Source organism: Virgibacillus sp. SK37 (assembly GCF_000725285.1).
Taxonomy (GTDB): Bacteria; Bacillota; Bacilli; order Bacillales; family Amphibacillaceae; genus Virgibacillus_Q.
Genome location: NZ_CP007161.1, coordinates 2440708 through 2459133 on the forward strand (window position 1 = coordinate 2440708; position 18426 = coordinate 2459133).

At 38.3% G+C, this 18426-nt stretch carries 19 protein-coding genes and 1 riboswitch; of the genes, 9 read left to right on the forward strand and 10 right to left on the reverse strand.

All coding sequences use genetic code 11. From position 1 onward, the window contains the following. The first annotated feature begins 6 nt into the window (after positions 1–6). The gene (locus tag X953_RS12535; RefSeq protein WP_040955886.1) at positions 7–525 is read left to right on the forward strand and encodes a gamma carbonic anhydrase family protein; all 519 of its coding nucleotides are present in this window, start codon (positions 7–9) and stop codon (positions 523–525) included. A gap of 16 nt (positions 526–541) precedes the next feature. After that, on the forward strand, positions 542–691 hold the full coding sequence (locus X953_RS19825) for a hypothetical protein (RefSeq protein ID WP_156958486.1): 150 nt from the start codon (positions 542–544) through the stop codon (positions 689–691). Here X953_RS19825 and metK read toward each other — a convergent pair. After that, positions 669–1868 carry a methionine adenosyltransferase gene (gene metK / locus X953_RS12540; protein WP_040955887.1) on the reverse strand — a complete coding sequence of 400 codons (1200 nt, stop codon included), beginning with the start codon at positions 1866–1868 and terminating at the stop codon, positions 669–671. The genes X953_RS19825 and metK overlap by 23 nt on opposite strands. A 129-nt stretch (positions 1869–1997) precedes the next feature. Then, positions 1998–2105: riboswitch (SAM riboswitch) on the reverse strand. A 206-nt stretch (positions 2106–2311) separates the two neighbouring features. Here metK and pckA point away from each other — a divergent pair. From pckA to X953_RS12560, 4 genes are all read left to right on the forward strand, one after another. After that, a complete protein-coding gene (gene pckA, locus X953_RS12545) occupies positions 2312–3898 on the forward strand; it encodes a phosphoenolpyruvate carboxykinase (ATP) (RefSeq protein ID WP_040955888.1) in 1587 nt (528 codons plus the stop codon). Between the two features lie 358 nt (positions 3899–4256). Next, positions 4257–5246, forward strand: coding sequence for an ABC transporter substrate-binding protein (locus X953_RS12550; RefSeq protein WP_040955889.1), 990 nt, complete (start codon positions 4257–4259; stop codon positions 5244–5246). A gap of 13 nt (positions 5247–5259) precedes the next feature. After that, positions 5260–6075 (forward strand): ABC transporter ATP-binding protein, encoded by an 816-nt coding sequence (locus tag X953_RS12555; RefSeq protein WP_040955890.1) that lies wholly within the window; start codon positions 5260–5262, stop codon positions 6073–6075. Then, positions 6059–6865, forward strand: coding sequence for an ABC transporter permease (locus tag X953_RS12560; RefSeq protein ID WP_040955891.1), 807 nt, complete (start codon positions 6059–6061; stop codon positions 6863–6865). Before X953_RS12555 ends, X953_RS12560 begins: the two co-directional genes overlap by 17 nt. 30 nt (positions 6866–6895) lie before the next feature. Here the strand turns inward: X953_RS12560 and ytkD are convergent, their stop codons facing one another. The 9 genes from ytkD to X953_RS12605 all read right to left on the reverse strand — a co-directional run bounded on the left by ytkD (position 6896) and on the right by X953_RS12605 (position 16141). Next, positions 6896–7363, reverse strand: coding sequence for an RNA deprotection pyrophosphohydrolase (gene ytkD / locus X953_RS12565; RefSeq protein ID WP_040957103.1), 468 nt, complete (start codon positions 7361–7363; stop codon positions 6896–6898). Between the two features lie 33 nt (positions 7364–7396). Next, positions 7397–7933 (reverse strand): hypothetical protein, encoded by a 537-nt coding sequence (locus X953_RS12570; protein WP_040955892.1) that lies wholly within the window; start codon positions 7931–7933, stop codon positions 7397–7399. 381 nt (positions 7934–8314) lie between these two features. After that, positions 8315–8635 (reverse strand): hypothetical protein, encoded by a 321-nt coding sequence (locus X953_RS12575; RefSeq protein WP_040955893.1) that lies wholly within the window; start codon positions 8633–8635, stop codon positions 8315–8317. A 163-nt stretch (positions 8636–8798) separates the two neighbouring features. After that, complete coding sequence (locus X953_RS12580; RefSeq protein ID WP_040955894.1) at positions 8799–9623, reverse strand: ABC transporter ATP-binding protein; 825 nt, start codon at positions 9621–9623, stop codon at positions 8799–8801. Between the two features lie 77 nt (positions 9624–9700). After that, positions 9701–11191, reverse strand: coding sequence for an o-succinylbenzoate--CoA ligase (locus X953_RS12585; RefSeq protein WP_040955895.1), 1491 nt, complete (start codon positions 11189–11191; stop codon positions 9701–9703). 155 nt (positions 11192–11346) lie between these two features. Further along, on the reverse strand, positions 11347–12165 hold the full coding sequence (gene menB, locus X953_RS12590) for a 1,4-dihydroxy-2-naphthoyl-CoA synthase (RefSeq protein WP_040955896.1): 819 nt from the start codon (positions 12163–12165) through the stop codon (positions 11347–11349). A gap of 26 nt (positions 12166–12191) precedes the next feature. Then, positions 12192–13007, reverse strand: coding sequence for a 2-succinyl-6-hydroxy-2,4-cyclohexadiene-1-carboxylate synthase (menH, locus tag X953_RS12595; protein ID WP_084715688.1), 816 nt, complete (start codon positions 13005–13007; stop codon positions 12192–12194). A 6-nt stretch (positions 13008–13013) separates the two neighbouring features. Then, on the reverse strand, positions 13014–14753 hold the full coding sequence (gene menD / locus X953_RS12600) for a 2-succinyl-5-enolpyruvyl-6-hydroxy-3-cyclohexene-1-carboxylic-acid synthase (RefSeq protein ID WP_040955897.1): 1740 nt from the start codon (positions 14751–14753) through the stop codon (positions 13014–13016). A 2-nt stretch (positions 14754–14755) separates the two neighbouring features. Beyond that, positions 14756–16141, reverse strand: a complete 1386-nt coding sequence (locus X953_RS12605) for an isochorismate synthase MenF (protein WP_040955898.1) — start codon at positions 16139–16141, stop codon at positions 14756–14758. A 155-nt stretch (positions 16142–16296) separates the two neighbouring features. On the opposite strand from X953_RS12605, the gene X953_RS12610 reads away from it, so the two are divergent. From X953_RS12610 to X953_RS12620, 3 genes are read left to right on the forward strand one after another with little or no spacing between them, the layout of a single operon-like run. Next, positions 16297–17223 (forward strand): 1,4-dihydroxy-2-naphthoate polyprenyltransferase, encoded by a 927-nt coding sequence (locus tag X953_RS12610; RefSeq protein WP_040955899.1) that lies wholly within the window; start codon positions 16297–16299, stop codon positions 17221–17223. Between the two features lie 16 nt (positions 17224–17239). Further along, the gene (locus tag X953_RS12615; protein WP_040955900.1) at positions 17240–17620 is read left to right on the forward strand and encodes a hotdog fold thioesterase; all 381 of its coding nucleotides are present in this window, start codon (positions 17240–17242) and stop codon (positions 17618–17620) included. A 30-nt stretch (positions 17621–17650) separates the two neighbouring features. Next, positions 17651–18010: a hypothetical protein gene (locus X953_RS12620; protein WP_040955901.1), complete on the forward strand. Its 360-nt coding sequence runs from the start codon at positions 17651–17653 to the stop codon at positions 18008–18010. The last annotated feature ends 416 nt before the right edge of the window (positions 18011–18426 follow it).

Below are 18426 nucleotides of genomic sequence, written 5' to 3' on the forward strand. Positions count from 1 at the left end.
ATGACTATGGAATATCATGCATATAAAGGAAAAGTACCAACTGTACATGAAACAGCATTCATTGCTAAGGATGCCACTATCATTGGTGATGTATCCATAGACGAACAAACAAGCGTCTGGTTCAAAACGGTAATACGAGGAGATGTAGCCCCAACCAAAATAGGTAAAAGGGTTAGTATCCAGGACTTATCCATGCTTCATCAAAGTCCCAACCTCCCTCTTATTGTAGAGGACGATGTTACTATTGGCCATCAGGTAACCTTACATTCCGCAGTAATTAAGAAAAATGCACTTATTGGTATGGGTTCTATTATACTGGACGGTGCAGAAGTAGGGGAGAATGCATTTATCGGTGCAGGAAGCCTTATTCCTCCAGGCAAAAAAATTCCACCAAATGTGCTGGCATTAGGAAGACCAGCTAAAGTAGTAAGGGAATTGAATGAAAAAGATTTTGCAGAAATGGAGAGAGTAAGGAATTCTTACGTAGAGAAAGGGAAATATTATAAAGAAAATACAAATTTATAGAACAAAAGCGCAAGAAATGAGACAAGCTAAATTCGTCGCGACAAAGGTGCAAGGGTATGATTACTTGTCCACTAAGTTCGTGCAACTTATACAGCAATTAACAAAGGCAATTGCAGCTAATCTAGCTGCAATTGCCTTTGATTTTAATTCAATGTTAAAGCATTAAGCTCTTCTACTTTATCTGTTTTTTCCCAAGGGAATAATAGATCAGTTCTTCCAAAATGTCCATATGCAGCAGTACTTTTGAAAATCGGTTTTTGAAGATCAAGCATACGGATAATTCCTGCTGGTCGAAGGTCAAATAACTTGCGAACTGCTTCTACTAATGTTTCCTCACTGACTTTTCCTGTTCCAAAAGTATTGATGGCAATAGAAACCGGTTCGGCGACACCGATCGCATAAGCTAGTTGAACCTCACACGATTTGGCCAACTTGGCCGCAACAATATTTTTCGCTACATAACGAGCAGCATATGCAGCAGAACGATCCACCTTTGTAGAATCTTTCCCACTAAATGCTCCTCCGCCATGACGAGCATAACCTCCATATGTGTCTACAATTATTTTACGACCAGTTAAACCAGCATCTCCTTGTGGCCCCCCAATAACAAAACGGCCGGTTGGATTAATAAAGTACTTTGTATTTTCGTCCAACAAATCATTTGGCACTACAGGTCGAATTACTTCTTCAATAATGTCCTTTTCAATTTGCTCCAAAGTAATATCTTGATGATGTTGTGTGGAGATTACAATAGTATCAATACGTATAGGTTGATCGTTCTCATCATATTCTACGGTTACCTGGGTTTTTCCATCAGGTCGTAAATATTCAAGTACCTTATCTTTTCTTACATCAGCCAACCGCTTCGCTAATTTGTGCGCAAGGGAAATAGGCAGTGGCATGAGCTCTTCTGTCTCATCACAAGCAAAACCAAACATCAAACCTTGGTCGCCAGCCCCGATCGCAGCAATCTCATCATCACTCATTTTACCCTGTCGAGCCTCTAGAGCCTTATCAACTCCGCCCGCTATATCAGGGGATTGTTCATCAATTGCTGTAAGTACCGCACAGGTTTCAGCATCAAAACCAAATTTAGCTCTAGTATAACCGATGTCCTTAATAGTTTGTCTTACAATTGCCGGAATGTCGACATAAGTTGTCGTGGATATTTCTCCGGAAACTAGTACAAGCCCAGTTGTCACAGTTGTTTCACACGCAACACGGGCATATGGATCTGTTTTTAAAATTTCATCGAGAATCGCATCAGATATTTGATCAGATATTTTATCAGGATGCCCTTCTGTTACTGATTCAGATGTAAACAAACGACGATTTGCAGCCATATGGCTAAATCCTCCTTTAATAATTATTTTACGGACCTCTATTTATCAAGTATTATCATTTTAAAGGATCATTTTATTAAACAAAAAAGCCCTTCCTACAATAGCGAGGAAAGGAATAGTGGCCTTTCGCTCTTATTGTTCAAGGAAATATCCTTGCACCAGATTAGCACCTTTTCACCAAGAGTGATGGTTGCTGGGTTTCATAGGGTCTGTCCCTCCGCCAACTCTGAATAAGAGAGTATCCGTTCGAATTTTAGCTTATCGAAACAGGACCCTGCTGTCAACTAAATATTTCTTGGAGCTTAATTGTCACACGAGTCACAATAATTTAATATCGATAATAGTATGGACTATTACATTAAATGTGTTATACTAATAATCAGATTACGAATTCACTATAAAGTAGTGGTATTAAAACTTTCCCATAAAGGCAGGTATCTTATATGAAAACAGTTGAGAGATCATCATTAAAAGAGCTTTACACACATGGAAACCTAAACGAAAATTTATCCGTTCCGGTATTAGTTGAGAAGATTCTCTCTCGGAATGAAGGTGTGCTTACTTCAACTGGCTCCGTTTGTGCAACAACAGGAAAGTATACTGGACGTTCACCTAAAGATAAGTTTATAGTTAAGGATGAAGTTTGTGAAAAATACATTGATTGGGGAGCTGTCAATCAATCCATTGACGAAGAAACCTTTGAGAAACTTTATAAGAAGGTTATCTCTTATTTAACTGAAAAAGAAGAGTTATTTCAATTTAAAGGCTTCGCTGGTGCTGATAAAAAATATCGATTACCAATCCAGGTAATTAATGAGTATGCTTGGCATAATTTATTTGCCCGTCAGCTATTTATAACACCTACTAATGAAGAACTTAAAACACACCAGGCAGAGTTTACTGTTGTATCTGCCCCTACTTTTAAAGCGGATCCGAAGGTGGATAATACTAACTCAGAAGCGTTTGTAATTGTATCATTTAAAAAGCGAATCATCCTTATTGGTGGAACAGAATATGCAGGAGAAATTAAGAAGTCCATCTTCTCTGTCATGAATTATTTATTACCTCAACGAGATGTTTTATCTATGCATTGCTCTGCTAATGTAGGTCAAGAAGGTGACGTGGCATTGTTCTTCGGTCTTTCAGGTACAGGGAAAACAACCCTATCTGCAGACCCGTACCGGAAATTAATTGGGGATGACGAGCATGCCTGGAGTCCAAATGGTGTATTTAATATTGAAGGCGGTTGCTACGCTAAGTGTATTAACTTATCGGCTGAAAAGGAGCCTCAAATATTTAATGCGATCCGCTTTGGTTCTGTATTGGAAAATGTAGTCCTTAATGATGATACAAGAATTCCTGATTATGATGATACTTCGTTAACTGAAAACACACGAGCAGCATATCCATTGGAAAATATCGATAACATTGTAACACCAAGTGTTGCAGGACACCCAAATACCATTATCTTTCTAACAGCGGATGCTTCCGGTACATTACCGCCAATTAGTAAACTAACTAAAGAACAGGCAATGTACCATTTCTTAAGCGGCTACACTAGTAAGCTTGCTGGTACAGAAAGAGGAGTCACGGAACCGCAAGCAACATTCTCAGCTTGCTTTGGTTCTCCATTTCTTCCACTTGCCCCTGCTACCTATGCAGAGATGCTTGGTGAGAAAATTGATTTATATAATGCCAATGTATTTCTTGTTAACACCGGGTGGACTGGTGGTTCATACGGAGTAGGTAATCGTATGAAACTATCCTATACGAGAGCAATGATTCATTCTGCTCTGGAAGGTGAACTAAATACCGCTGAGACAACTAAAGATGAAATTTTTGGTTTAGAAATCCCTATACATGTACCTGGTGTACCAGATGAAGTCTTAGTACCAATTAATACATGGGAAGACAAGGAAGCATATGAAGCTACTGCAAAGTCACTCGCAGTCAAGTTTCATGAAAACTTCAAAAAGTTTACCAAAGCTAGTGATGATATCAAGCAAGCAGGACCTATATATAAAGGTTAACGATTAAATTCATTACCTCATCCCATAAGGATTTAACAATATGAGTAAAAATTCGTTAGTATGCTACTAACAGCCGATCTCCAAATGGAGGTCGGTTTTTTTATATTATGCTTCTTTGGATAAGGCATTAAAAAGTGCCAGTATAGATAAACATTGGTAATTAATCTTTCCGTGGCGGATTCTTCCGCTCTCCTGCTGATAGTTTTTTCACTAGTTCGCAATTCGCTCCTACTATGTAATAAGTGAGACCATAGAAGTTTACCTTATCTATTTAAGGTTTTATTTAATTGGGCGTTCACACATTATTTATAAAAAGCATATTCTATTGTGACATACCAATTGGAAAGGAACTGAAAATATGAAAAAAATAAAACTTCTTTTAATATGTTCAGCTGTAACTGTACTTATACTATCTGCCTGCAGTTCTCAAAAAACTACATCTATAAACATAGCTGAAGTTACACGATCACTCTTTTATGCCCCACAGTATGTAGCCATAGAAAAAGGCTTTTTTGAAGAAGAAGGTTTAGATGTAGAGCTACAAACTACGTGGGGTGGCGACAAAACGATGACTGCCCTCTTATCTGATGGCGCTGATGTAGCTTTGGTCGGTTCAGAAACATCGATATATGTCTACGGACAAAACTCTAAGGATTATGCGATAAATTTTGCACAATTAACACAGACAGATGGCACTTTCCTCGTAGCGAAAGAACCTAAGCCTGATTTTCAATGGGAAGATTTAAAGGACAGCACCTTTCTTGGGCAAAGAAAAGGTGGAATGCCACAGATGGTTGGCGAATTTGTTCTTAAAAAACACGGTATTGACCCCCATCGCGATTTAAATCTAAAACAGAATATTGATTTTGCTAACATCCCAGGAGCATTTGTTTCAGGAGACGCAGAGTATGTTCAACTATTCGAACCAACTGCGAGTACCTTTGAAAAAGAAGGTAAAGGTCATATTATCGCCTCCTTTGGAGAAGAATCCGGTCATGTGCCTTACACAGTGTATATGACGAAACAAAGCTTTATGAAGGAAAATGAGGAGACAGTAGAATCATTTACAAGAGCTGTCTACAAGGCCCAACAATGGGTAGAAAATAATAGTGCAGAAGATATCGCCAGTGTAATTCAACCATATTTTGAAGATACAGATTTAGAAATGCTCACCTCCTCCATTGACCGTTATAAAAGCCAGGGTTCATTCGCAACCGATCCTATTCTTGATAAAGAAGAGTGGAACAACCTAAAAAACATTATGGATGAAGCGGGTGAATTGCCAGTAGATGCCGCATATGAGGAACTTGTAAATACGAAGTTTGCTGAAGAAGTGATTAAGGAATAAGGAGGGATTATTTATGTCCTATCTTAATCTGGAACATGTTTCTCATCTATATTTCACGAAAAGTGGGTATACAAAAGCCTTAAACGATATCAATTTATCCATCAAAGAAGGTGAGTTTGTTTCCTTGCTCGGCCCAAGTGGTTGTGGAAAATCAACAATATTATCCATAATTGCTGGGATTATTAAACAATCCAGCGGTACCATACGTTTACAAGGGAAACCATTACACGAGTCTTCTCTGGCCATTGGCTATATGCTACAACAAGATTATCTTTTTCCTTGGAAAACTATTATGGAGAATGTATTACTCGGTCCAAAAATCTATAACAAGAAAACAGAGGATGTAAAAAATAAGGCAAGGGAAATGCTCGAGGAAGTTGGGTTACCCAACGTTGCTGACGCATACCCTGCTTCATTATCAGGCGGTATGCGCCAACGTGCAGCTCTAGTTCGTACATTGATTAATGACCCTAAAATACTTTTGCTTGATGAACCTTTTTCTGCACTGGATTATCAGACAAAACTAAAACTCGAGGATTTAGTATCAAAGTTATTAAAAATGTATCAAAAAACAGCCGTACTGGTCACCCATGATATTGGGGAAGCGATTGCGATGAGTGATCGAATATTTGTCATGGATGCTAATCCAGGTACAATTGCAAAAATATTTGAAGTGCCTCTCGAACTTAGAAATGAGGACCCGTTTTTAGTAAGAAGACATCCCAAATACCAGCTTCTCTTTGATAAAGTCTGGGAAGAATTAAATAAAAATGAAAAGGAATCTGAAAATACAAAGGTGGTGCATAAAGTAAATGAACCACAAAAATGATGCCCACTTATTTAAACAATATCAACAAAAAATAAAAAAGGAAAAACGGATTGTGTGGATTTGGCAGCTTAGTATTCTAATTGTATTCATCGCCTTATGGGAATTATCCAGTAGATTCTACTGGATTGATCCATTGTTATTTAGTTCCCCTTCCTCTATTGTTGAACTTCTTTACACTAAGCTAGGTGATGGCTCGATGCTGTCACATGTCCAGGTTACCCTTTTTGAAACCATTGCCGGCTTTCTAATCGGAACTCTTGCTGGGGTGCTTTTTGCTACTCTACTCTGGTCGTCTCAACGATTTTCGAGGATAATGGATCCCTACTTGGTTATTATGAATGCAATGCCAAAAGTGGCACTTGGACCTATCCTAATCGTTGCTTTAGGAACAGGGTATATTTCCATTATTGCAATGGGAGCCATTATATCTGTTATCATCACAACCCTTGTTGTCTACTCAGCATTTAATGAAGTTGATCCCAATTATGAGAAAGTATTAAAAAGTTTTGGTGCAACAAGATGGCAATGTTTTAAAGAGGCAATTTTTCCTGCAACACTTCCTGCTATAATTTCCACTCTTAAAGTAAATGTGGGCCTTTCATGGGTAGGGGTCATTGTAGGGGAATTTTTAGTAGCAAAAAAAGGGTTAGGCTATTTAATTATATATGGCTTCCAAGTATTTGACTTTTCACTGGTACTTTCCGCCCTTGTGTTAATAGCCATTTTCGCTGCCATAATGTATAAAGCAGTAGAAAAGCTGGAACGCTGGCTAATTAAACACTCCGGATAAAAATGAAAATCATTAAAAATCGCCTTAGCATTAAAGGCGATTTTTAATGAGCTTCATGCAATGAACCAATACGTCGTCTTTCATTATAAAACTGTACGATCGATTATGTTTTACGTCATTTGGTAAGGTCTCCAGTAACACTGGTCCTTCCGTTTCAAAGTAAGTAGGTTGTGGAAACAATTCATCAATAACTGCAAAATAAACATTTTTTATTACATTTTCTTTTTTTCCAGAAACAAAGTACTGACCAATGTATTTCATTTCAGCTATTTTCCCGCCTGTTTCCTCCATTACTTCTCTTTCGGCAGCTTGTACAGCAGTTTCTCCTATTTCGACCTTCCCACCTGGAAATTCTAATCCTCTTTCCTTATGTTTGGTTAAAAGCCAATGATCTTTATATTTACAGATCACCCAAACATGCTTTGGCTTGGACGTAAATGGGTGGTCTTCGAATGATAATTTCACTTTATTATTATAATAATCTTTAAAAATATTCATACACATTCAACTGCCTTCATTTCAAACAATCAATTATGAATGTTTGATATCGGTTATTTTCCACTCCTTCTGAAAAGTAAATTCAATTTCAATATGATACGTACCATGCAATGCACTTTTATTTTCTTGAATTACTTTAGCTTTATTACCTTCCACTTGTATTATATCATAAGCATTTTCTTCCACAAACCATGCCGGTGTCTCCGTAGGGAAAATGTAAAGACCATCACTCTTCTCATCATAATAATAATCTACATATGGCTGAGCTACGTCGTTTGTGGCCACTTCCTCAAATGCTTTCAGTAAATCTGTTTTCGTTTGGTATTGTTTAACTTTATAATTGTCATCCACTTTTTGAACCAATATTTCCATAAACCGAGACGTTTTATCCGTTATTTCACGATGGGTTATTTCATGGGTTTTCTCTGACTCCTCTTGTGTTTCTTCTACCTCTGCAGCAGTACCTTCCTTGGCATTAACTGGATTAGTATAATTGCTATTTACGAATGAAAAAAGAATGAATACCGCTATAATATACAAAAAGGAATGCCTTTTAAACTTACTTAACATGTAGAACCCTCCTAGAATTAAATATGTATCTACACAACCCTTATACCTTATTTCCTTTCTAGATAAACATTTTATAAAAGCACAAGCGCCCTGTGATAAGGAAGAAAAAAACTTAATTCATCCTGTCCTGGGAAAAGCTTGTCTAACCAGTGGGCTGAGATTATGGTTACTCAACCCATCAAAGACCATTTGCGATTACTCTTGCCCCACCTAAAATTATCGGGGCCCCCACACCCGAACTATGGAAACCATCTTTGCTTTATTACAAATGTCCCGAATGGTACATCCACTGTGAGAAGACTTTACAAAAATCAAACTCTCTTTTTTATTCGGATAAAAAAAGAATAAGATACCTATCTCGTATCTTATTCCTTGTATATCCTACATATGCGTGTCGCCTAAAATTCCCATATCTTTAATGTGAGCCTTAGCTTGTTCGTCTCCAAGTTCATATAACATCTGATACGCTTGTTGTAGCCCTGCATCATAAGAATCATTCGATTGATCATTGTGGTAGGACATAATCGGAACATGTGCACGAAAGAAAGTTCTTATTCCTGCGTCATGCATGTTATTAAATTTTTCACGTAAAAAAATCACTTCGTCTTCTGTCGCATGTATTATAAATTCTTCATTATTGTCATACTTCACTTGAGATATTTCACCTGAGCCCACATTTACATAGTATTTTTTCTTCTCCATACTACACCTCCTACTCTTAATTTGGCTTAAGAATAGAAAAGCATGTATAAAAGACTGTTTTATTATTATTTCCAATCACAAAAAAAGCCGCTCATCATTCGAAATATAGCTTGAATTTCGAATGATGAGTGGCTTTTTGCTAAGGTGAAAATTTTATTATGTGCTAAGCTAATTCAGTTGCTTTTTGTTTATTATTCATTATACAACGCCCTTTACCGTGAGGGATGCACATCGGGGTGCCAAATCGCGGATCAAAGGTCACATCACACATCATCTGAAATACTTCATGCACAAGATGACAAGTAATAATCTCTTCAGGTTTCCCTTGTGAAAAGATCTGTCTGTCTTTTATCGCAACAATATGATGTGCATAGCGGCAAGCAAGGTTTAAATCATGAAGCACCATAACTACCGTACGTCCCTCTTTTTCGTTTAACTCAAACAGTAAATCAAGTACTTCAATCTGATGTGTCATATCTAAATAAGTCGTAGGTTCATCAAGCAAAATAATGTCTGTTTCCTGAGCCAACGTCATAGCAATCCATGCGCGTTGTCGTTGTCCGCCAGATAGTGAATCAACAGACCTGTCTTTCAAATGCACCATGTTGGTAGAGGTTAAAGCATGGTTAACAGCAGACTCATCATCTGGAGACCATTGTTTAAGAAAACCTCGGTACGGATGTCTACCTTGTTTGACAAGCTCATAGACCGTCAGTCCTTCTGGAGTTATAGGACTTTGTGGAAGAATGGCTAATTTTTTTGCGACTTCCTTCGTACCCATTTTTGCAATATCAGTGCCATCTAATACTACCTCTCCAACTTTTGGTTTCAACAACCTTGCAAGGGAACGCAGTAGTGTAGATTTCCCACACCCATTTCCGCCAATAAACACAGTGATTTCCCCTTTGGGAATCGTTATATTTAAGTCATCTATAATAATATCTTCCCCATAACCAAGTGTTAAATCAGTTGCTGATAAAGTTTGCATGGAATCACTCCCTTGATGAATCAACTAAACGTATTAAAACTTCTCTACCTCTAGTCTATTTGCTTTTATCTTAGAAGTCAATGACTTTGAGAATCATTGTCATTTAACTCTTGTTTTTCTGGTAAATAAGAATAAAGATCTTTTCGAACAATTTTATTTGAAGCATTTCTTGGCAAATCTCTTACAAAAATCACTTCTCTGGGCCATTTATATTTAGCTAAGTGATTTTGCGCATAAGCTAATACTTCCTCAGCACTTAGCATTTCGTCTTCTGTTACGATAAATGCAACCGGGACCTCTCCCCATGTAACGTCTTTCTTACCTATAACAGCAATTTCTCTTATTTGCTCCATACCAGAGAGTATGCTTTCAAGTTCAGAAGGGTAAATATTTTCTCCTCCTGAAATGATTAAATCCGTTCTTCTGTCCACAACATACAAGAAACCTTCACTATCAAGATATCCCAGATCCCCTGTAGCAAGCCAGCCATCTACAAATGCCTTTTCAGTGGCATATTTATTTTTAAAATAGCCTTTTGTAACCATAGGGCCTTTAACAAAAATTTCACCTATATTTTGTTCGTTAGGATTATTAATTTTTAATTGGGCAGGTAATAAGGGTTTTCCTGCTGAGCCAACTTTTTGTAATGCATCTTTTGCACTTAATGTTACAATTTGTGAAGCCGTTTCTGTCATTCCAAAAGATTGAAAAACAGGGATTTGTCGCTCCTTTGCTTTTTGCAATAACGGTTCAGGAGCTGGTCCACCACCTAAAAGCATACAGCGAAATGACTCAGGATATGTATCTTCCTGTAAAAGGTTTAACAATTCTTGAAGCATAATGGTTACAACAGAGACCATTGTTACATTTTTTTTCATAATTGCTTCATGAACAACGACAGCGTCAAATTTATTTAACAGAAAAATGGGCATTCCATATACGACACTACGAATAAGAATCGACAAACCACTAACATGGAAAATTGGCAGTGCAGCCAACCATTTATCAGTTGGATTAATCCCAAGGTTTAATGCAGAACCAATAGCGCTCCACCAATGGTTGCCATAAGTATGTACCACACCCTTGGGATGGCCGGTAGTTCCAGATGTATAGATAATCGTAAAAGCTTTGCTTAACTTAATTTCTTTGAATAATGCTATGTTTTTTTCTGATAATGATGTTAAATCCGAAAAGGTCCTGTAGTTGTCTACTTGCAATTCTTTTGCTTGTTCCATTTTATCCTGTTCTGCTAAAAGAAATGCTACCTCTGCGTCTGTTAGTTGAAAGTTTAGCTCTGCTGTTGTAAGTCGTGTATTCAATAGCACGACTACTGCTCCTAAATAACTTAACGCATGAATAGCGATTACCATCTCCGTGCAATTCGTGGATAGTATTCCAACATGGCTTCCATCTGTTACTCCCCAGCTCGCGAGCTTTCTGGCATATGTACTACTTTCTTCCTGCAATTGCAAAAAGGTTAGAGTAGAACCATCCAGCTCTTCAATGGCAACTTGAGAAGGCGAAAGACTTGCCTGTTTGTTTAACCAATGTGGGATGAACTCTTCCATATAAAAAACCTCCTTTTTTCTTTTTGTAATTAGAAAAGCGAAAGTGCCTATAACTATGTATGACGTGGCGGAAATGAGTAAAGCCAAAATTTCATAATTTCTACCATGGAAAAAACCTTTGCTTTATAGCAAAGGTTTTCTCTAATTTCATTAAATCACGGAAAACGAGGGAACTGTTTGAAATCCGGTTTTCTTTTCTCCTTGAATGCATCTCTGCCCTCTTTTGCTTCTTCTGTTGTATAGTATAAAAGTGTTGCATCTCCGCCCATTTGCTGCAGGCCTGCCAAGCCATCTGTGTCTGCGTTAAATGAAGCTTTGAGGAAACGTAAAGCTGTTGGTGACTTTTCTAATATTTCCTCACACCATTGAAGTGTTTCCTCTTCTAGTTTATCGAGTGGAACAACTTTATTTACCATACCCATTTCATACGCTTCTTCTGCATTATATTGGCGGCACAAATACCAGATCTCCCTTGCACGTTTATGCCCAACCATACGTGCCAAATATCCAGCACCATATCCTGCATCAAAGCTCCCTACTTTAGGACCTGTCTGCCCAAAGATCGCATTATCTGCTGCAATGGTCAAATCACAAACAACATGCAAAACATGTCCGCCGCCAATGGCATAGCCGGAAACCATAGCAATTACAGGCTTTGGAATAGTACGAATTAGACGTTGTAAGTCAAGAACATTTAATCTAGGAACTTGGTCATCGCCTACATATCCGCCGTGTCCACGTACAGATTGATCTCCACCTGAGCAAAACGCCTTTTCACCTTCACCGGCAAGAATGATGACACCAATAGAAGAATCATCTCTTGCATCGGCAAATGCATCAATCATTTCATTAACGGTTAGCGGAGTAAAAGCATTACGCTTTTCTGGACGGTTAATCGTTACCTTTGCTACTCCATCATGTTTTTCATAAATAATTTCATTATAGTTTTTTACTTTTTCCCATGTAACAGTCATAGGTAATCCTCCTTAGTATGTAGAAATTATTCTAACTCATGCTTGTCTAAAATGAACTCAGTTACTATTTTACCAAAAATCTCTGGTTGTTCCACGTGAAGTGCATGACCAGTTTTATTTACCATCTCAAAATGCGCATGCGGCAAGCATTCAGCCATTTTTTTATTTAATTGAACAAACTTTTCATCCAATTCACCAACTAATAGAAGGGTAGGTAATTCTATGTTAGTTAATTCCTTCCACCAAGAGGGCTGACTCCCTGTGCCCATACCTTTAAGTGATTTTGCTAATCCATTGGGTGATTGTGCCAGGCGTTCCTCCCTAATAGCTGATTTAATATTTAATGGCAGTTCTTTCTGAGAATTAAATAGGGGCACATTTTCCCAGAAGTCAACAAATGATTCTATCCCTTCATTAACTAGCTTTGCTGCTAATTGTTCATCTTTTTTCATCCGTTCCTTTCTTTCCACGTTGGAAGAAAGACCTGGAGATGCGGATTCAAGGATTAGTGATTGAACTAGTTCCGGGTAGTACATAACAAATGATAGAGCTGTGCGGCCTCCCATGGAATAGCCTATCAAATGAAATTGGCTTATTCCCAAATGATTTATAAGAGCTTTTATATCATCACAGCACTCTTTCATCGTCTTAACATTTGATACCTTCGTGTTTCCGTGTCCAGGCAAATCAATGGTAATAAATTGAAACTGACCTTGCCATGCTGTGATAAAATTTCCCCATGTTTTTGAACTACCCGTAAAACCATGTAATAAAACCACTTGAGGACCGATTTTACCGTGCTTTTCATACCAATATTTATCCTCTTTAATTGTATAATACAAATGGAATCATTCCTCTGACTCAAGAATTTCTTGTTGAATAGCGGCCCACTTTTCCTGGTGCCATTTCATATTAGCCTCACGTGATGTACGAGTCTCTACAACAGAGAGTCCCTGATGCTGGTAACTCTCATCAAGCGCTTTTTTTAGTTCCTCTTCGGTCGCTGGTTGCATATATTTACCACCATACATGAGGATTGCCTGTTTAAAGTCTATATCTACGGGAGTACCAAATAAAGCCTCAAAATGTTTTTTGTCGCTTGCTTGTGGGAGAAAAGAAAAGATTCCTCCTCCATTGTTATTAATTAATAAAATAGTAAGGTTTAGATTATAGTGTTTTGCTGCCAACAAGCCATTCATATCGTGGTAGAAGGATAAATCTCCTAAAACTAACGTAACTGGGGAGTTTGTAGCTGCTGCTCCAACTGCACTCGAAATCATTCCATCAATTCCATTTGCACCCCGATTAGCGAGCACCGAGACTTTTTTGGACGTGGTCATGAAAAACGTATCCAAATCTCTTACCGCCATACTATTGCCGATATACAAAACACTTTCATTAGGTATAACGTCTAACAGGCCTCTTACTGCTTCTCCTTCAGTAATATTAGCTTCTATACCTATTGTTAATTGCTTTTTGACAATACGGTTTTTATCCAACCACATAGTCGTCCAATACTCATGTTTTTGTGAGCCATCTACTCGGTCAGTAAGAATCTCACAGAACTGAACAGGATCACTAAAAACGAATTCCGTTTGATTTCCTGCCGGTTCACGAAATCCAATGTTGTTATCAACTACAATTTGTAGTGTGTCTGCGTGTTGCTGGACATAAAAAAGATATGCCTTTGAAACAGGCATGGCTCCAAAACGAATGATGAAATCTGGCTTCAGTTGTTCACGGATTTCTTCATTTCTAAGAAAAGCATCATAACCTTCAATAACCATATCTTTGTTATGCGTGCCTGCTCGTATCTGTGATAAAGGATCTGCAAGAACAGGAATCTTCCATGCGGCAGCAAGTTCGGTTATCGCTTCAGCCAAACGCTCTTCTGTTTGCGGTCCACAGACAATCATACCTCTTTCTCTGCCCTGTAACTTTTTTAACAGCTGGCTAACCTGACTCTCGTCAATCAACTTGCTTCCTTCCATCATAGGGGCAGTTGACTGCGTATATTGATTCCCCCATAAATCATCGATGGATAGGTTCGGCAATAACGGTTCTCGGAATGGAAAATTCAGATGAACAGGGCCTGCATTCCCTTGGTTAGCAATATGACTTGCCCTGGCTGCCTTACTCCTCGCGTAATAAAGCATTTTGGGGCTCGCTTCCGGTAAAGCCATTTCATGAAACCATTTGACATAATCACCATACAGCTTCATCTGCTCAATTGCCTGCGGAGCCCCTACATCCCTCAATTCATGTGGGCGGTCGGCAGTAAGCACAATAAGTGGGACTCTACTGTAGTAAGCCTCCACGATGGCCGGAAAGTAATTAGCTGCCGCTGTTCCTGATGTACAGACAATAACTACTGGTCTCTTTGTTTTCTTAGCCAAACCCAACGCAAAAAAAGCAGCTGAACGTTCATCCAGAATGACCCATTCCTTAATCATCTTATGTTCCGCCAACATATAGGCAAGAGGGGTTGATCGGGAGCCTGGTGATATAACCGCATCGGTAACCCCATTCTTGCTAAGTTCATCGATAAAATTCGCCGTGTACCGTGTCAATGTTTCTATATGGTCCATGTTCATCCTCCTAAAACAGACAGCATCGGTAAAAATTTAATATTTGTTTCCTCATATTCCTTCTCTGGATCTGAATTTTTGACTACTCCACAGCCGGCAAACAAGGAGGCTTCATCATCTTGAATTAATCCTGAACGAATAGCGACAGCAAACTCTCCACTCCCATTGCTATCCAGCCAGCCAACAGGAGCTCCATACCACCCTCGATCAAGCAATTCATTTTCCCTAATAAACGCAAGCGACTCTTCCCTTGGAGTTCCTCCTAGTGCAGGAGTAGGATGGAGTTGTTCTATTATATCAAAAATGCTATGATGACCCATCAACGTAGCAGTAACTGGAGTATAAAGGTGCTGCAGATTTTTCAATGGATAAATGACTGGTTTTTCCGGAATGTTTATATCTTTACAATAATGTGAAATTGCTTGCTTAATCATTTGCACTACGAATTCATGCTCTTGCCTGTTTTTTTCATCATGAAGCAAATTTTCGCTGATCTCTTTGTCTTCTTTTTTATTTTTACCTCTTGGAGCCGTTCCTGCCAAACATGTAGAAAGCAATTCTCGTTTATTAAGCTTTACAAGCCTTTCTGGAGTCGCTCCTACAAAACAGTCCTCTCCTTTCTCAAAAGCGAAAATATAACTGTTTGGTTGGGTGTGCAACAGTTTTTCCAATACAGAAGCAATGTTCACAGACTTGTTCAATTTCAATCGGATCTCTCTAGCTAACACAATTTTACTAGCACTTCCTTTACCGATTTCCCTAGTCGCAAGTTCAACTGCTTCCTTCCATTTTTCGGGAGCAACCTCATACCTGTTCATGATAGTTACATCCGTTACAGGAAGTGCTGTTTTAGAAAAAAGGATTTCCTCCATGCTTCTAATTTCGTTTGCAACTTCCTCAGCATGGTCTCCCTTCCTCACCAAAATGTTTATAGTATAATAGCTGGCTCCATTGTTTTGAGTCAGCAAAAATTCCGGAACAGTAAATTGGCTATCACTGAAATTCTTCCATAGTGGAGTTCTTTCTTTTTTTGGATCAAAAGACATTCCCCCTAATGCGACAATTCCTGCCCCATCCACCTTACTGTCATTATATATAATCGCCTTATTCAGTAATTCTCTCCATTTCTTTTCAACATTCCGGGAAGATAACCCTTCTACTCTTAGTTGTGCCGCATTTCCAACACCTACTATAAAGAAGTTATCCTGCGTACTTGACCAAAAAACCCGATCTCTTTTTGTATAACTCGCCGCATGAAAAAAATGAAGTGGATTTATTTTATTTACTTGTTTCGTTATACTTATTAACTGATAATCATCCGCCGTATTTATATTAGGGATGGCTTCATCTATTATTTTTTCTAGTTGTTCTTCCATTATTTCTATCATGTATATAAACCTCCATTATCCTCCGATGGCAGACTTCCACATCTTATTTTATTCTCTTTCGCAATGTTTCTCAAGGAAATCAAACCCGATTATTGACACTCTTTGTCAATTTGCCTATCATTGATATGATATTGAGCCAATCAGGAGGAACCTACATGCAAAAAACAGATATTAAAAGCGCAATGAATGAGAAAGACGGCTTTCAAATATGGTGGCGACTATTAAGGCCACATACATTAACAGCTTCATTTATCCCGGTATTTGTTGGCTCTATGCTGGCTTTTACAGACGGAGCTTTCCGGTTTACCATCTTTATGGCAATGCTTCTGGCCTCTATTTTGATCCAATCGGCAACAAATATGTTTAATGAGTATTATGACCATGCACGAGGACTTGATACGGAACATTCAGTCGGTATCGGAGGAACTATTGTAAGAGATGGTATTAAACCTAAAACAGTATTAAACATAGCTTTTCTTTTTTTCGGGATTGCCATTCTTTTAGGTATTTACATATGTATTCATTCAAGTTGGTGGATCGCCGTTATTGGTTTAATCTGCATGCTTTTCGGCTATTTATATACAGGTGGACCTTTGCCGATAGCCTACACCCCATTTGGGGAACTCTTTGCAGGTTTTTTTATGGGGACAGTTATTATCGGAATAAGTTATTACATTCAAACACTGACAATGAACTCCTCCGTTATTTGGGTATCCGTACCTATCGCCATTTTTATAGGTACTATCTTACTAGCAAATAACATCCGTGATCTTGATGGAGACAAGGAAAATGGCAGAAAAACAATTGCTATTCTATTAGGCAGGAAGAAAGCAATTCTATTTCTTGCCTGTTTATTTGCAATAGCTTTTATTTTAACTGGAATCCTAATTATCACGGGTATTCTGCCTGTCTGGTCCATCATTAGCTTTCTTGCTATTTTCAAAGCATGGAGTGTAATTCAACAGTATAAAGGCAAAACAAAACCGATAGAAATGATGCCTGCCATGGCTGCTACTGGAAAGACAAATACCATTTATGGATTATTGTTGGGGATATCTTTATTCATTAGTAAATTCTTGTAAAAGAGGAGAAAAAAACATGGATTTTAAAAATACCTTGATGAATGCTCTGGGCATCGAGCTAATTTCCCTGGATAAAAATCTAGTGAAAATGACAATGCCCGTAGATGAGAGAACACACCAGCCAGCGGGTTATTTACATGGTGGTGCAAATGCTGCACTTGCTGAAACAGCTGCCAGTATTGGTGCGTTTGCTCATGTTGATACAGAGAAGTTCCAAATATTTGGTATCGAAATTAACGCAAATCATATAAAGAGTAAGAAATCAGGTTTGGTGACAGCTGAAGCTAGTCCCCTGCATATCGGTAAATCAACAATGGTATGGCAAATTAAAATAATGGATGAAGAGAAAAACTTACTATGTATCTCACGGTGTACCATCGGTATTATTTCTAAGTAAATACTAGAATGGAAGGGAGATAGCGTATTTATGAGCAAACATTTAGATACAGAAAAGCTAAATTATTTTAAAGAGAGATTACTTGAAATGAAAAAAGAAAACGAATCAAAAATAAGTGATAATGAAGGTGACAGTCCAAACGATGCAATTAATGAGCTAGCAGATTATGACAATCATCCAGCAGATATGGCTACTGAACAATTTGAACAAGAAAGAGATGCTGGTTTAAATATGGTGCGTGAGGATAGGCTTGTGGAAATCAAGGATGCACTTGAAAGGATAGAGAAGGGAACTTATGGATACAGCGAAAAATCAGGAAAACCTATTCCTATAGAACGGCTTGAAATAATGCCAACTGCCCGTAACTTGGTTGAAGAAGAAAACCAATGATTACTTGGAACGGGATTCTAACTCAAATATTGGATAAACAAGATGTATAATTGAATTTACTGTGTAGTTGGAGTAAACTGCGACGTAGTGAATACTTATTTTCCAATTAATATAAAATAGCTAAATAACACCGCTACGGAAAAATACTGCGCTTTCCGGGGGCGGCTGATGAGCCTCGGGCCAACACGATGTTGGTCATGAAGGCGTTGCGACAATGGGGTTTGGTGGGGCGAGTATGCGCAGCCCCAGGACGTCGCGACTTTAGCCTTCCAACCTAATTAACGCATTCCGTGGTCTCACCGATGCCTCATCTCCCCCAGGAGTCTCCGTATTTTTCCTTCGCTACTATTTACTATTATACCTAGGAAGAAAAATAGCGTATGCATACACCCAGAATGTGCTGTGTACCAATTGAT

Excerpts from the sequence above, each read along its gene's own strand:
- ytkD (WP_040957103.1), bottom strand. The coding sequence starts at position 7,363 with ATGAATATTTTTAAAGATTATTATAATAATAAAGTGAAATTATCATTC.
- X953_RS12575 (WP_040955893.1), bottom strand. The coding sequence starts at position 8,635 with ATGGAGAAGAAAAAATACTATGTAAATGTGGGCTCAGGTGAAATATCT.
- metK (WP_040955887.1), bottom strand. The coding sequence starts at position 1,868 with ATGGCTGCAAATCGTCGTTTGTTTACATCTGAATCAGTAACAGAAGGG.
- X953_RS19825 (WP_156958486.1), top strand. The coding sequence starts at position 542 with ATGAGACAAGCTAAATTCGTCGCGACAAAGGTGCAAGGGTATGATTAC.
- X953_RS12555 (WP_040955890.1), top strand. The coding sequence starts at position 5,260 with ATGTCCTATCTTAATCTGGAACATGTTTCTCATCTATATTTCACGAAA.
- X953_RS12605 (WP_040955898.1), bottom strand. The coding sequence starts at position 16,141 with ATGATAGAAATAATGGAAGAACAACTAGAAAAAATAATAGATGAAGCC.
- X953_RS12585 (WP_040955895.1), bottom strand. The coding sequence starts at position 11,191 with ATGGAAGAGTTCATCCCACATTGGTTAAACAAACAGGCAAGTCTTTCG.
- menB (WP_040955896.1), bottom strand. The coding sequence starts at position 12,165 with ATGACTGTTACATGGGAAAAAGTAAAAAACTATAATGAAATTATTTAT.
- X953_RS12535 (WP_040955886.1), top strand. The coding sequence starts at position 7 with ATGGAATATCATGCATATAAAGGAAAAGTACCAACTGTACATGAAACA.
- X953_RS12570 (WP_040955892.1), bottom strand. The coding sequence starts at position 7,933 with ATGTTAAGTAAGTTTAAAAGGCATTCCTTTTTGTATATTATAGCGGTA.
- X953_RS12580 (WP_040955894.1), bottom strand. The coding sequence starts at position 9,623 with ATGCAAACTTTATCAGCAACTGATTTAACACTTGGTTATGGGGAAGAT.
- menD (WP_040955897.1), bottom strand. The coding sequence starts at position 14,753 with ATGGACCATATAGAAACATTGACACGGTACACGGCGAATTTTATCGAT.
- X953_RS12620 (WP_040955901.1), top strand. The coding sequence starts at position 17,651 with ATGAGCAAACATTTAGATACAGAAAAGCTAAATTATTTTAAAGAGAGA.
- X953_RS12560 (WP_040955891.1), top strand. The coding sequence starts at position 6,059 with ATGAACCACAAAAATGATGCCCACTTATTTAAACAATATCAACAAAAA.
- pckA (WP_040955888.1), top strand. The coding sequence starts at position 2,312 with ATGAAAACAGTTGAGAGATCATCATTAAAAGAGCTTTACACACATGGA.
- X953_RS12615 (WP_040955900.1), top strand. The coding sequence starts at position 17,240 with ATGGATTTTAAAAATACCTTGATGAATGCTCTGGGCATCGAGCTAATT.
- X953_RS12610 (WP_040955899.1), top strand. The coding sequence starts at position 16,297 with ATGCAAAAAACAGATATTAAAAGCGCAATGAATGAGAAAGACGGCTTT.
- X953_RS12550 (WP_040955889.1), top strand. The coding sequence starts at position 4,257 with ATGAAAAAAATAAAACTTCTTTTAATATGTTCAGCTGTAACTGTACTT.